At 76.0% G+C, this 13,945-nt stretch carries 12 protein-coding genes; 4 read left to right on the forward strand and 8 right to left on the reverse strand.

The genetic code is table 11. The features are described from left to right. The first annotated feature begins 35 nt into the window (after positions 1 to 35). Positions 36 to 977, forward strand: coding sequence for a zinc-binding alcohol dehydrogenase family protein (locus ACIA8R_RS31725; protein ID WP_397041705.1), 942 nt, complete (start codon positions 36 to 38; stop codon positions 975 to 977). 47 nt (positions 978 to 1,024) lie between these two features. On the opposite strand, the gene ACIA8R_RS31730 is transcribed toward ACIA8R_RS31725, so the two are convergent. From ACIA8R_RS31730 to ACIA8R_RS31760, 7 genes are all read right to left on the reverse strand, one after another. Beyond that, positions 1,025 to 1,771 carry a class I SAM-dependent methyltransferase gene (locus ACIA8R_RS31730; protein WP_397041706.1) on the reverse strand — a complete coding sequence of 249 codons (747 nt, stop codon included), beginning with the start codon at positions 1,769 to 1,771 and terminating at the stop codon, positions 1,025 to 1,027. Positions 1,772 to 1,862: 91 nt separating this feature from the next. Then, positions 1,863 to 2,678, reverse strand: a complete 816-nt coding sequence (locus tag ACIA8R_RS31735) for a class I SAM-dependent methyltransferase (protein ID WP_357708556.1) — start codon at positions 2,676 to 2,678, stop codon at positions 1,863 to 1,865. 109 nt (positions 2,679 to 2,787) lie between these two features. Further along, complete coding sequence (locus ACIA8R_RS31740; RefSeq protein WP_397041707.1) at positions 2,788 to 4,047, reverse strand: alpha/beta hydrolase; 1,260 nt, start codon at positions 4,045 to 4,047, stop codon at positions 2,788 to 2,790. Positions 4,048 to 4,125: 78 nt separating this feature from the next. Further along, positions 4,126 to 4,779: a response regulator transcription factor gene (locus ACIA8R_RS31745; RefSeq protein ID WP_357708560.1), complete on the reverse strand. Its 654-nt coding sequence runs from the start codon at positions 4,777 to 4,779 to the stop codon at positions 4,126 to 4,128. Beyond that, positions 4,776 to 6,731, reverse strand: a complete 1,956-nt coding sequence (locus ACIA8R_RS31750; protein WP_397041708.1) for a sensor histidine kinase — start codon at positions 6,729 to 6,731, stop codon at positions 4,776 to 4,778. The genes ACIA8R_RS31745 and ACIA8R_RS31750 overlap by 4 nt, the downstream gene beginning before the upstream one ends. 143 nt (positions 6,732 to 6,874) lie before the next feature. Next, complete coding sequence (locus ACIA8R_RS31755) at positions 6,875 to 7,486, reverse strand: dihydrofolate reductase family protein (RefSeq protein ID WP_397041709.1); 612 nt, start codon at positions 7,484 to 7,486, stop codon at positions 6,875 to 6,877. Positions 7,487 to 7,560: 74 nt separating this feature from the next. Continuing rightward, a complete protein-coding gene (locus ACIA8R_RS31760; protein ID WP_397041710.1) occupies positions 7,561 to 8,403 on the reverse strand; it encodes a DUF6597 domain-containing transcriptional factor in 843 nt (280 codons plus the stop codon). Between the two features lie 84 nt (positions 8,404 to 8,487). Between ACIA8R_RS31760 and ACIA8R_RS31765 the strand changes: the two genes are divergently transcribed. The 3 genes from ACIA8R_RS31765 to ACIA8R_RS31775 are packed head-to-tail and all read left to right on the forward strand — an operon-like array spanning position 8,488 to position 12,616. Then, positions 8,488 to 11,184, forward strand: a complete 2,697-nt coding sequence (locus ACIA8R_RS31765; protein ID WP_397041711.1) for an AAA family ATPase — start codon at positions 8,488 to 8,490, stop codon at positions 11,182 to 11,184. Positions 11,185 to 11,187: 3 nt separating this feature from the next. Then, positions 11,188 to 12,066, forward strand: a complete 879-nt coding sequence (locus ACIA8R_RS31770) for an alpha/beta fold hydrolase (RefSeq protein WP_397041712.1) — start codon at positions 11,188 to 11,190, stop codon at positions 12,064 to 12,066. Between the two features lie 58 nt (positions 12,067 to 12,124). After that, positions 12,125 to 12,616 (forward strand): hypothetical protein, encoded by a 492-nt coding sequence (locus ACIA8R_RS31775; RefSeq protein ID WP_364103602.1) that lies wholly within the window; start codon positions 12,125 to 12,127, stop codon positions 12,614 to 12,616. 61 nt (positions 12,617 to 12,677) lie between these two features. Here the strand turns inward: ACIA8R_RS31775 and ACIA8R_RS31780 are convergent, their stop codons facing one another. Further along, positions 12,678 to 13,856, reverse strand: a complete 1,179-nt coding sequence (locus ACIA8R_RS31780) for an amidohydrolase (RefSeq protein WP_397041713.1) — start codon at positions 13,854 to 13,856, stop codon at positions 12,678 to 12,680. Positions 13,857 to 13,945: the final 89 nt, after the last annotated feature.

Below are 13,945 nucleotides of genomic sequence, written 5' to 3' on the forward strand. Positions count from 1 at the left end.
GGCTGGGCTTTCGCGATCCCCCTAGCGTCTGGGGCATGAGAGTGATGCGTGCGGAACGACTTGGCGGACCCGACGTGCTGACCCTGGCCGAGGTGCCCGATCCGGTGCCGGGCCCCGGCCAGACCCTGGTGGAGGTCGAGGCCGCCGGGCTCAACTTCGCCGACATCGAGCGGCTGCGCGGGTCGTACCTGCCGCCGGAACTGCCGTTCGTGCCGGGCGGCGAGGTGGTGGGCCGGACGGCGGAGGGCCGCCGGGTGCTCGCCTTCGCCGAGCGGGCCTACGCCACGAAGGCGCTGGTGAAGGAGGCGGTGGAGATCCCCGAGGAGCTGCCCGCCGGCGCCGCGCTGGCGCTGCTGGTGCAGGGCCTGACCGCGTGGCATCTCGTCCGTACGGCGGCGCGGGTCGCGCCCGGGGAGAGCGTGGTGGTCAACGCCGCCGCGGGCGGGGTGGGTCACCTGGCGGTGCAGCTGGCGAAGGAGGCCGGGGCCGGGCGGGTGATCGGCGCGGCGTCCACGGCGGACAAGCGGGAGCTGGTGCTGAGCCTCGGCGCGGACGCCGCCGTCGACAGCGCCCCGGACGGCTACACCGGCCGCCTGGTCGAGGCCAACCGCGGCGCCCCGGTGGACGTGGTGCTCGACGCGGTGGGCGAGCCGCTGCTGGAGGCGGCGCTGCACGCCCTGGCCCCCTTCGGACGCCTGATCACGTACGGGGCCTCGGGCGGCCTCGATCCCCGGCCGATCGACCCGGGGCTGCTCGGCGAGCGCAACATCGCTGTGGGCGGCTACTGGCTGGGCGCGCACCTGCGCCCGCCCGGCAGCACCGCCGCCGCGCCCTTGGCCGACCTGATCGAGCTCACCGCCGCCGGACGCCTGCGTCCCATGACCGGCGGCGAGTACGACCTCGCGCAGGCCGGCCAGGCCCTGGCGGACCTCGCGGCCCGCCGTACCGTCGGGAAGGTCATCCTGCGCAACCGCTGAGACGGCCCGGCCCCGGCGGGGGCCGGGGCCGGGCTGGTCGGTTTCAGCTAGGCGATCAGCAGGCGCAGGCCGAGCTCGGCCTCGTCGAGGCCGGCCAGGTCCCGGTTGCGTTCGGCCCACCGGCCGGAGGCGAGGTCGTCACCCAGGTCGCGCACCACGCGCCGCTCGGTGTCCGCGCCGAGCCTGGACCAGACCGACATCCCGCGCCGGACGTTCTCCTCCAGGTACGCCTCCGGCCGCCGCCAGAAGGCCTCGAAGAAGCCGTCGGCGCAGTCCCACGGTATGGGCACCGGTTCCAGGCGGGCTCCGACGGCGTCGGCCAGCTCGGTCACCGGCGGCCGGCCGGCCACGAGGTCCATGACCTCGGGCAGGTAGTCGCGCGAGAGCCAGAACCGGTCGCGCCAGCCGGCGGCACTGGTGTCGTGCGTGAACACCACCACGCGGCGGGCGACCCGCCGCATCTCGCGCAGCCCCGCGATCACGTCCGGCCAGTGGTGGACGGACGAGACGGCCATCGCCGCGTCGAAGGCCAGGTCGTCGAACGGCAGGCGCTCGGCGGCCCCCGCCAGGCACGGCGCCGCCCCGGGAGGGCGCTGCGAACGCATGAGCGCCGACGGCTCCACCGCGAGGACGTACCGGCCGGGCGGCTCGTAGGAGCCGGTGCCCGCGCCGACGTTCAGCACGGTCCGGGCGTCGCCGAGCGCGGCCCAGATCCGTTCGGCGATGCGCGGATCGGTGCGCCGCGTCGCGGTGTAGGCGGTTCCGATGGTGTCGTACAGCGGCGCGCCGGACATCGGCACTTCCCTTCTGGCCGTCGTCCCCGGCCTTGTGATCACTGTTGCCCGGATCGAGCGGCGTGTGAAGGCCCCTTCGTGGCCGTGACGGTCACAACCGCCGGACGCGCAGCACGGCGGTCAGCATGGGAAGGGTGAACTCGCCCTCGGCGGTCTCGGGACGGCTCGCGAGGTAGGCGCGGATGCGAGCGAGGCGCGCCGTTCGTTCCTGTTCGGGCATGACCAGCATCCCCGCCCTGGTGGCGAGCGTCTCGACGAGGGAGTCGGCGGTGCGGCGCTGCCCGTGCGGGAACTCCGCCTGCTCCGGCGACCCGAACCGAGCGGGCGCCCCCGTCCTGGGCAGGTGCATCCCGGCCGTCTCGGCGCGCCAGCGGGCGGGCGTGTCCCGCGGGCCGACGGCCTCGTCCCCGCTGACCCGGGCGAGCCCGGCGACCCAGTCGATCCCGTCGTCGAGGACGTTCCACAGACCGGCCAGGACGCCGCCCGGCGCGAGGACCCGGGCGATCTCGGGGCCCGCGACGGCCATGTCGAACCAGTGCATCGCGTTGCCGGCCAGCACCACGTCGACGGAGGCGTCCGGCAGCGGTATCGCCTCGGCGCTGCCCGGCAGGGCGCGGACGTCCGGCAGCGCGCGGCGCAGCTCGGCCAGCATCTCCGGGTCGGGCTCGACCGCGACGACCTCGACGCCCGTCCCGGCCGGTGTCCCGGTCAGGGGCCCGGTCAGCATCCCGGTCAGTGTCGCCGTCAGCTTGCCGGTGCCGGCGCCGAGGTCGAGCACCCGCCGCCCCGGTGCGCCCTCCAGCGCCCAGGCCGCCGCGGCGTGCGCGTAGTCGGGGCGGTGCTCGGCGTACGCGGCCGCCGCGGCTCCGAATGACGAGCTGTGACGTAGCCGTTCGTCCTGCTGCACGCGATCTCTCCTCCCGCCCCGCCCGGCCGGACCGGGCCGTGGGTCACCCGCATCCTAAGATCGCCGTCGTCTCCGCGAGCGCGTGCGCGGCGGCGGATCTAGGACAGATCTAGGACCCCGCGGGGTCGGTGGTGCCGGTGTAGGCCGGGACGGGCAGCGGGCGGTCGAGGAGGAAGGCGCCGATCAGGCCGCGGTAGAGGTCGGGACGGCCGTTGGCGATCGAGTGGCCGGCGCCGGGGACGTACACCAGGGTCGAGTCCGGCAGAGTGTGCCGGTAGTCGTAGGTGACCTCCCACTTCAGGTAGTCGCACTGCCCGCGCATGATGAGCACCGGCACCCGTACCCGGCGCAACCGGGGCCGCGGGTCGGGGAGGGCGGCGGCGTCCTCGGCGGTGACCTGGTTGCTGTAGAAGCCGGGCGGGTTCCCGTGCACGGGGGCGGGTTCGGCGCCCGCGCAGCCGGTGGCGTCCTTGGCCACGAGCAGCAGCGCGCGCATCCGGGCGTCGGCCTCGGCGTCGGGGACCAGCGCCCGCGCCGCGGCCGGGTTCACCCCCAGGAGCAGCGACTGGACCAGCATCCGCGGGGAGCTCGTCAGCGCGTCGGCCCTGGCCTGGAGGGGGGCGGACAGGCCGTCCCACGGGCTGCCGACGCCGCCGGGGAAGGCGGGCTCCCAGATGGCGCCCGGCGAGGTGAGCACGGCCTTGGCGACCCGGTCGGGGTGGGCGGCGAGGTAGGCGGCCGACAGGGTGCCGCCCCACGACCTGCCGACCAGGATGAGTTTCGGGACGCCGAGCGCCTGGCGGACGGCCTCCAGGTCGGCGACGTGCCGGGCGACCGTGTAACCGGCCGGGTCGGCCAGCCGGGTCGAGCGGCCGGCGCCGAGCTGGTCGTAGGCGTAGACGTCGAACCCGGCGGCGGCCAGGTCCTCGCTGCCCTCCGGCAGACCCTCGCCGGGCGTTCCCGGCCCGCCGTGCAGGAAGATCACGGGCGGGCGGTCCGCCGTACCGGACCCGGCGAGCTTGACGTAGGCGAGGCGGGAGCCCGTCGGGAGCTGCCAGAACGCGACCCCGGGAGGCGTCGCGGCGGGCGGCGGGACGGGAAAGGGACGGAAGGCCGCCAGCCCGGCGAGGGCGGCGAGGGCCACGGTGTTGACCACCACGTAGGGAAGGACCAGCCGGGGCAGCCCGAGCATCCGCAGCGCGGGACGTCCGAGCAGCCCGCTGACGGCGGCGACGGCGAGCACCCCCGCCCCCGCGAACAGCGGCACGGCGGCCGTCACGGCCGCCACGAGCAGGAAGGCCAGAGCCCCGGCGGCGACCGCGGCGATCTCGGCGCCCACCAGCAGGATCGCGCCTGACACACGTTTCATACGGCACAACGTTAGGAAGGCGGGCGCCGCCTCTCCTCCTGCCCGCGATCGAACCTGACCCCCGCCCGGCGGCGGGGGTCAGCCGGCCCCGGGACGGATCAGGCCCGACTCGTAGGCGTGGATGGTCGCGTGCAGCCGGTCGCGCACCCCGAGCTTGGCCAGGATCGCCGCCACGTGATCCTTGACCGTGGCCGGGCTGAGCGCCAGGACGGCGGCGATCTCGGCGTTGGACAGCCCGCGCGCGACGTGCCCCAGCACCTCGCGCTCGCGGGAGGTGAGCCCGTCGGCCCGCGCGGGCGGGCCGGGGTCGGCCGCCGCGGCGAAACGTTCGAGCAGCCGCCGGGTGATCACCGGGTCGAGCAGCGCGTCGCCGCGCGCGATCACCCGCACCGCGTCGACGACCCGGGCGGGCTCGGCGTCCTTGAGCAGGAACCCGGACGCGCCCGCGCGCAGCGCCCCGAACACGTACTCCTCCAGCCCGAACGTCGTCAGCACGACGATCCTGGCGCCGGGGGTGCCGGCGGTGATGCGGGCGGTGGCGGCGAGCCCGTCGAGGCCGGGCATCCGGACGTCCATGAGCACCACGTCCGGCCGCAGCTCGGCGGCGAGCGCCACGGCGGACTCCCCGTCGGCGGCCTGCCCGACCACGTCGAGGTCGGGTTCGGCGGCCAGCACCGCGGCGATCCCGGCCCGGACCACCGCCTGGTCGTCCACGACGATCACCCTGATCATCTGGGCAACCATACCCGCACGTCGTCGCGGCCGCCGGTGGCCAGCGCGCCGCCGTACCCGTCGGCCAGGGCGTGCAGCCGCCGCCGGGCGCGACGGGCCGCCGTCCCCTCGACCAGGACGCCCTCGGGGAGGTAGGACACGGTGATCCGCTCCCCGCCCAGTTCCTCGACGGCCCTGAAGACGCCCACCTCCAGCTCGGGGGCCAGCCCGCCGAAGTCGCCGACGTGGCGCACGCCCGCCTGCCGCCGCGCGGCCAGCACCTCCAGCCCGGCGAGCGTCGGCGGCGGGCCGTCGGCTCCGGCGGGGCGGCGCAGCTCGTCCAGCAGCCGCCGGAGGGTGTCGATCCCGGCGCGGGCGGCGTCGAGGACCGCCTGGAGGTCGCCCTTCCCGGCCGCCGCGACGACGGCGTCCGCGTGCCGGACCGCCGTACCGCGCAGGCCCTCGGCGATCCGCTCGCGTTCGCCGCGGGCCACGTCCGCCAGCCGGCCTCGGAGCAGGTCGCGCTCGGCCGTCTCCGCCGCCCGCCGCCGCGCCCTCGCCCCGCCGACCAGGACGCCGGCCGCCCACGCCGGGGCCGACAGCAGCGCCACGGCCGCCGCGAGCACCGCCCACACGGCCGTCCGGTTCCCGGAGATGCCCGGGCCCAACGCCAGCGCGAGGCCGCCCACCAGGCCGACGGCGACGATCGCGAGCACGCCCTTGCGCCTGGGGTGGTGGGCGCCGAAGGCGTAGAGCTGGGCCAGTTCCACCCACCACGCCCAGAGGAACAGGTCGCCCGCGGGGGTCGGGGTCCAGCCCGCCATCGCCACCGGATAGATCGACAACATCGCGGCCAGGCTCCACCCGGGCCGCCGCACCCGCCACCACAGGGGCAGGGCGTGCAGGACGAAGAGCGGGCCGAGCACGAGGAAGTCCCGCGGCGCCGGAGTGCCTCCCGGCAGCAGGCTCGCCCCTATCGTCAACGCGACGGCCAGCCCGGCCAGCGCCGCGTCCCACGCCCGCCGCCCGCGCCACCACGCCCCGCGGAGCGGGGCCGGTCCGGCGGGGGCCGGGCCGGCGGGGGCCGGTCCGGCGGGGGCCGGTCCGATGGGGACCGGTCCGATGGGGGCCGGGAAGGCCGCTCGGACCGTCCAGCCGCCGGTGTCCGGGCCGGCGGTGAGCGTGCCGCCGCAGGACGCCACGGTGGTGGCCAGCCCTGACAGGCCGTGGCCGGTGCCGAGGTCGCCGTGCTTCCCCTCGCCTCCGGTGTCGCTCACCTCGACGGTCAGGCGGCCAGGTCCGGCCAGGACGGCGATCTCCAGCCGGGCGCCGGTCGCGTACCGGGCGGCGTTGGTGAGCGCCTCGCGCACCACCCGGTAGGCGGCCGCCGCGATCTCGGGGGACGCGGCGGCGGCCGTCCTGCGGTAGCGCACTCCGCCGGGCACGGCCCAGTCCTCGACCAGGGTGTCGATCGCCGCCAGGCCGGGGGCGGCGGCCCGCGCGCCGGCCAGTTCCGCGCGGGCCAGGCCGGCGGCCTCCCCGGCGTGGCGCAGGGCGGACTCCCGCAGCGCCGGATCGGCCACGTGCAGCGCGGACGCCGCCGCCACCGCGATGCCGGTGAGCCGGTGCGCGGCGGTGTCGTGCAGCTCGGCGGCCATCCTGAGGCGTACGGCGTCCGCCACCGCCTCGCCGGCCCGCGCCCGCGCCGCCCGGTGCGCGGCCAGCGCCTCCCGCCGGGTCCGGCGCCGCCGGTGCGCCCGCCCGAACGCCCAGACGACCGCGCCCACCCCGCCCGCCGACAACGCCACGCCCGCCGACGCCTCCGGCGGCCATCCGCGGACCGCCGCGACGACCGTCGCCGCCGCCACCAGGCCCGCCGCGACCGCGACCGTGATCCCGGCCGTGCTCCGGACGGCGGCGCCGTACAGAAGGGCGACGCCGAGGAGCACGCACCACAGCAGAACGGAGGTCACGGCGTCAGGCTAGCTTCCGCGGATCGGCAGCGCCCCCTCCGCTTCGACCACATCGGGCAGATCCTGGCCGACAGGAGGATGAGCCACCCCTCGCTGGACGGGTCGGCGTTCCGCAGGGACCTGGCGCGGATCATCGGGCAGGGTCAGCGGCGCACCTTGTAGCGCAGGTGCAGCACGCCCTCGCCCTGGACGACGACGTGCGGGCCGGCCAGCAGGTGCCGCCCGTCGACGCGCCCGAAGTAGCGCTTGCCCGACCCGAACACCACCGGCACCACGTCCATCGCCACCTCGTCCACCAGGCCGGCCGCGAGGATCTGGCCGCCGACGTCGCCGGCGTTCACGCTGACGACCCGGTCGCCGGCGAGCTCCTGGGCCTTGGCGACCGCGGCCGTCACGTCGCCGGCGAAGTGGTACGACGCCTCGGGGTGCCAGCCCTCGGGCTTGGGCCGGTGGGACACCACGACCACGTGGTCACCCGCGGGCGGCCGTCCTTCCCAGCCGTTCACCAGGTCGAACAGGGTGCGGCCCATGACGATCACGCCGATCGAGGCCCAGATCGGCCCGACGTACTCCGCCGACGCCTTGGACATCCGGAAGCGGCCGCCGGTGCCGGAGTGGTCGTAGTCCTGGTCGTCGTCCGGGGTGATCGGGGTGTCGCCGTTCCAGTACCAGTCGTGGAGGGGCCCGACGGCGTCGTGGTCGTCGGCGATGAAGCCGTCCACCGACGTCACGTTGTGCATGATCACTGTGCCCACGGGGTCTCCTCGGTGCTCGTCGCGCGTTCGCCTCCGATCCTGTCGCCCCCGGGGGCGGCCGGGCTTGTAGAAAATCAATCGGCGGGCATCGGGCCGTTGTCCGGCGGGAACCCCGGCTCGGCGGGGAACCGGCGGCGCAGCGCCAGGTACTCCGTCGGGGTGTGTCCGGTGAAGTCCTTGAACTCCCTGCCGAAGTGGGCCTGGTCGAAGTAGCCCGCCGCGTGGGCGAGCCCCGGCCAGTCCACCGGACGCGGCGCGTCCACGGACAGGATCAGCCGGGCGAATCGGTAGATCCGCGCCACCCGCTTCGGGGTGACGCCGACATGGGACCTGAACTGCGCGGCCAGGTGGTTGCCGCTCACCCCGGCGGCGTCGGCCAGCGCGCCGACCGGGACGACGCCGTGCGAGGTCTCCAGCCGGTCGCCCGCGTGCCGGACGAGGTCGAGGTTGCGCGACCCCGCCCCGGCGAACCGCGACCGCAGCTCCTCCTCCACCACCCGCAGGATCTCGGCCGCCGGGACGACGTCGCCCGCCCGCTCGCGGATCCGGTCCACGAACCGCTGCCAGACGGCGTCCACCGGCACCCACCGGTCGCGCAGCTCGGACGCCGGCACCCCGACGAACGGCGACAGCCCCCAGGGCTTGAAGTGCACCCCGACGAGCCGCACCCGCGCGGGGTACTCGTACTGGAACCGCCTGGTCCACATCCCCATGAACCATCCGTCGGCGAGCACCGCCGGCGGCACGGAAAGGTCGGAGTCCCACAGGCGCGTGGGGCCGCCCAGGTTGATGAACAGGTGTCCCGACGGCATCGGCGGGACACTCATCCGGCGGTGCCGCGGCACTCCGGTCAGGCAGTAGATGTCGTCGATGAACCGGTCGAGCGGCGGCGCGGGCACCCGTCCGACGTACTCCATGGGTCCAGTGTGGCGGACGGGGTTCCGGGCCGCGTGCCTCGCCCTGTCTTGGCGGCCTGAGCGGCGCGTTTACAGTAAGGGGTTGTGCTTTACGGCAGATCTGCGGAAATCAGCGCCCTTGACGAGGTGATCGCGCGGGCCGGCGAGGGCTCCGGCGGCGCGGTGGTGTTGCGCGGGGAGGCGGGGGCGGGCAAGACGGCCCTGCTCGACGCGGCGGCCGCGCGCGGCGGCGCGATGCGGGTGTTGCGGATCACCGGTGTGGAGTCCGAGTCCGACCTGGCGTTCGCCTCGCTGCACCAGCTTCTGTGGCCGGTGACCGGCTCGCTCGACGCGTTGCCCGAGCCGCAGCGGGTGGCCGTCCGCGCGGCCCTGGGGCTGGCCGCCGGAGGGGACGGTGACCGGTTCCTGCTGGCGGCCGGCGTGCTCTCGCTGCTGGTCGAGGCGGCCGCGCCGGATGGGCTGGTCTGCGTGGTGGACGACTTCCAGTGGGTCGACCGGGCCTCGGCCGACGCGCTGCTGTTCGCCGCCAGGCGGCTGGCCACCGAACGGATCGCGCTGCTGCTCGCCGTGCGCGGGGACGCGCCGGTCAAGGGCGTGCCGCTGACGGTGGAGGTGCGCGGGCTGGCCGAGGCCGCCGCGGACGAGCTGCTGGAGTCCCGCCATGGCGTGCTGCCCGTCCGGGTGCGGCGCGAGCTCGTCACGCTGACCGGCGCCAACCCGCTGGCCCTGGGCGAGATCGCCGCCCGCCTGACGCCCGCGCAGCTCGCCGGACGCGAACCGCTGCCCGACCCGCTGCCCGGCGGCGCCCGGCTGTTCGGCGACCGGGTGGCCGCGTTGTCGGCCCCCGCCCGGCTGACCGCCCTGGTCGCCGCCGTCGAGGGTGACCTCGACGTGGTCCTGCGCGCCGCCGACCGGCTGCTCGCCGAGCGCGCGGCGCCGGTTCCCGGGGAGGCGGGGGCTGGGCGGGCGGCGTTGGCCGAGTTGGAGGAGGGGGAGCTGGCGGAGGTGTCGGGCACGAGTGTGCGCTTCCGCCATCCGCTGATCCGGTCCGCGGTGCACGAGGCGGCCGCCCCGGCCGAGGTGCGCCGGGTGCACGCCGTCCTGGCGGAGCTGACCGCCGACGACCGCCGCGCCTGGCACCTGGCCGGGGCCGCCCTGGGCCAGGATGAGGAGGTCGCGGCCGCGCTGGTGGCCGCCGCCGGGCGGGCGCGCGACCGCGGCGGGTACGGCGCCGCCGCCACCGCCCTGGCCAGAGCCGCCGAGCTGACCCCAGAGCCGGACGCCCGTGCCGTCCGCCTGAAGGACGCCGCGGTCGCGGCCTGGCTCGGCGGCCGTCCAGGCCAGGCGCAGTCGCTGCTGGCCGAGGCGCGCGAACGGGCCGCCGGGAACGCCGCCGTCACCATGGAGATCGCCCAGCTCCGCGGCCGGTTCGAGCTGAACTCGGGCAACGCCGCCGAGGCCGTGCGCATCCTGGCGGCGGGCGAGAGCCTGGACATGCTGGCCGACGCCTCCGAGGCGGCCGCGTACGTCGGCGACACCCCGATGATCGTCGAGCTCGGCCGGCGGGCGGCGGCGCACCCCGAGGGTTTCCTGCGGGACGCGGTGGCCGGGATCGGCCTCACCCTCGACGGCGACGCCACCGGCCCCGGCCTGCTGCGGCGGGCGCTGGCGCGGGCCGGCGAGCTGGAGGACGCGGCCGCACACCTGTGGGCGGCGGCCGCGGCCAGCCAGCTCGGCGAGACGGACCTGGCCGCCGAGCTGACCGGCCGGGCCGGGCAGGTGGCCAGGGTGTCGGGCATGGCGGGGCAGTTGCCGGTCGTGCTGGAGTTCGTGGCGACCGCCGAACGCCTGGCCGGACGGCTGGCGCGCAGCCAGGCCCTCTCGGAGGAGGGTCTGGAGCTGGCCCGCGAGGCCGGCTACGAGAACACGGTGGCCGCGCACCTGGCCAACCTGGCGGTGGTGGCGGCGCTGCGCGGCGAGGAGGAGGCCTGCGAGCGGCAGGCCCGCGAGGCGCTGGCCATCGCCGTCCCGCATCGGGTGGGGCTGCGGGTGGGGGTGGCGGCGTACGCGCCGGCGCTGCTCGACCTGTGCCTGGGCCGGCACGCGGCGGCGCGCGACCGGTTCGCGGCCATCGCCGCGGCCGGACCGGGCGCCGGGCATCCGGCCGTGGTCTGGCGGACGACCCCCGACCGGGTCGAGGCCGCCGTCGGGGCGGGTGACGAGGCGGCCGCGCGGGCGGCGCTGGAGGCGTACGAGCGGTGGTCGCGGCACGCGGCGACGCCGGAGTCGCGGGCCTTGCTGGCGCGCTGCCGGGGTCTGGCCGACGGCCGCGAGGACGCCTTCGAGGAGGCGCTGCGCCTGCACACCAACCCCTTCGAGGCGGCCAGGACGGCCCTGCTGCTGGGCGAGCGGCTGCGCCGGGGGCAGCGTCCCGGCGAGGCGCGGGCGCATCTGCGGATGGCGTGGGAGACGTTCGAGCGGGCGGGCGCGCGGCCGTGGGCGCGGCGCGCGCAGGAGGAGCTGCGGGCGGCGGGCGAGAGCGGGCAGGCGCCGCCGGTGGCCGTGCTCGACGCGCTGACCCCGCAGGAGTTGCGCATCGCGGGCCTGGTCGCCGACGGGTTGTCCAGCAAGCAGATCGCCGCCCAGCTCTTCCTGAGCCCGCGTACGGTCGAGTACCACCTGTACAAGATCTATCCGAAGCTGGGCATCGGCTCCCGTACTGATCTGGCGCGACTGGTAGTTCTACAGAAGGCGCCGGTAACCGGCGACGGCAGGATCTGAGTCATGCAAAACGTGAACATCTGGAGCGAAGAGTTCGGCGCCGAGAACGACGAGCCGATTCTGCTGATCATGGGTTCGATGTCGCAGGGCGTCCTGTGGCCGGACGAGTTCGTCGGCCGCCTGACCGCCGGCGGCCGCCGGGTCATCCGGTACGACCACCGCGACACCGGCATGTCGGACACCGTCGACTTCGAGGCCAATCCGTACACGTGGGAGGCCATCAAGGACGACGTCTACCGGGTGATGGACGCGCACGGCCTGGACAGCGCGCACCTCGTCGGTCATTCGGCCGGTGGGCTGCTGGCGCAGTTCGTGGCGGTGGAGCGGCCGGAGCGGGTGCGTTCGCTGACGGTGATCGGGTCCTCGCCGCTGGGCGGCGGCGAGGGCCAGGTGATCATGCGGGCGCTGCTCGGGCAGCCGCAGCCGGAGGGGAGCCTGCCGGAGCCGGCGCCGGAGTTCGTGGCCTTCTACCAGGCGCTGATCGCGTCCCCGCCGCCGGCGGACCGGCGGGCGGCGATCGACGGCATGATCGCCGAGCAGCGGCTGCTGCACGGCACCGGGCTGCCGTTCGACGAGGACGCGGCGCGCCGGTCGCAGGAGCGGATCTACGACCGGGCCCGGGACCTGTCGGCGACGGTCAACCATCGGCTGGCGGCGGGCGCCAAGCCCGATTTCGAGCCGGTGGGCGTGCTGGGCCAGGTCAAGGCGCCGACGCTGGTGATCGAGGGCAGCCACGAGCCGGCCAAGCCGGGCCATGGCGCGCTGATCGCCGAGCAGGTGCCGGGGGCGCGGTTGATGATCGTGGCGGGCATGGGGCACACGCTGCCGCCGGAGGTGCACGAGGAGCTGGCCGCCGCCGTCCTCGCGCACACGGCCGGGTGAGCGCGCGCCGCGGAATACCGGTTGGCCGGGTTCTCCCACATGTCCCAAGATGGGGGTCATGATCAGCATTCCGCCGCGTACGGCCACCGACGCCTACTTCGCCAGGTGGGACGGGTCGAGGCGTCTCGACCTCGCCTTCGACCTCGACCTCGGGGAGCTGCTGGAAGGCCACCACGTGGTCGCCCGCGGGCTGGAGCTGTCGGACGGCGGCGGGATGCTGCACTACGAGTTCGTCCCGGGGCTGCGGGAGGACGAGACGGACAGCAAGGGGCCGTTCTTCTGGTACTGGATGTTGTCCACCGAGGACGACCTCGGCACCGACTACAGCGGCGACAACAACGGCGCCTACGACTCGGAGGGCAGGCGGGCCGCGCACGGAAGCCGTCACCTGGGCGGGGTGGTCCCGCCCTCGGCCCGCCGGCTGCGCGTGACCTTCAGACCGGCCGAGGGCTGGACGCCGCCGGGACCGTGGTGCCGCGAGCTGGACATCACGCTCCCGGACGGCCCGGTCACGCAGACGTGGACCGGCCCACGCCGGGACGCCGGCTGACGACCGACCCCATCGACCCCGTCGGCCCCGTCGACCTGCGGACGCCGGAGGAACCGGGCGGTCAGCCCGGGGTCACCGGGGCTGCGTCGCCCCTCAGGACGCGGCGGGCCAGCGTCACGTAGAAGTCCGTCCCGGTCCGCAGGACGGCGTCGTTGAAGTCGTACTGCCTGCTGTGCAGCGGGTCGCCGCCCCGGCCGGGTTCGGTGCCGTTGCCGAGGAAGGCGAAGCAGGCCGGCACGGCCTCGGCGAAGACGCCGAAGTCCTCGCTGGGCATGACGGGCGCGCAGTCCGGGTCGACGCGTTCCTCGCCGGCGACCGCGACCGCCGCCCCGACCGCCTCGGCGACGCAGGCGGGGTCGTTGATGGTGGTGGCGAACTCGCGGGTGTAGGTGACGGCGCACGTCGCGCCGTGGGCCGCGCCGATGCCTTCGCAGAGCCGGCGGATCCGGTCCTCGATGAGCTCGCCGACGGCGGGGTCGAAGCTGCGCGTGTCGCCCGTGATGACGACCTCGCCGGGGATGGCGTTGCGCACGCCGTCCGTGCTGAAGTCGGTGCAGGAGACGACGGCGGGCAGCGCGGGGTCGACGTTGCGGGCGACGACGGTCTGCAGGGCCAGGACGATCTCGGCGCCCACGACGATGGGGTCGACGACCATGTGCGGGCGGGCGGCGTGGCCGCCGCGTCCCCGGATACGGATCTCGAAGTTGTCCTCCCCGGCCATGATGGCCCCGGCGCGGGTCAGGAGGTGGCCCGCGGGGACGCCGGGCAGGTTGTGCAGGCCGTACATGGCCTGGACGGGGAGGCGTACGAGCAGGTCGTCGTCGAGCATGGCCCGCGCGCCGCGGCCGGGCTCCTCCGCGGGCTGGAAGACGAACCGTACGGTCCCGTCGAAGCCGCCCTCGGCGGCGAGGACGGCGGCGGCGCCGAGGAGCATCGCCATGTGTCCGTCGTGGCCGCAGGCGTGCATGAAGCCGGGGTTGCGGGAGGCGTGGGCGCGGGTGCCCGGCTCGTCGAGCGGCAGGCAGTCCATGTCGGCCCGCAGCCCGATGGCGCGGTCGCCGCCACCCCTGGACAGGGAGGCCACGACGCCCGTGCCGCCGACGCCCCGGACGACGTCGAGGCCCGCCGCCTCCAGCGTCCCGGCGACGTAGGCGCTCGTCGCGTGCTCCGCGAAGGCCGGTTCGGGGCACTGGTGCAGGTCGTGCCGCCAGGCGCGCAGGCGGGTGTCGAGGTCGGTCACGCGCGGTCCTTCCGGGCCGGTGGGCGGAGGACGGGGCCGCGGAGTCGCGCCGTGCCTCCACGACGACGGGACCGCCACCATGATGGCCG

It is taken from the genome of Nonomuraea sp. NPDC051191, assembly GCF_044455665.1.
Classification (GTDB): Bacteria; Actinomycetota; Actinomycetes; order Streptosporangiales; family Streptosporangiaceae; genus Nonomuraea.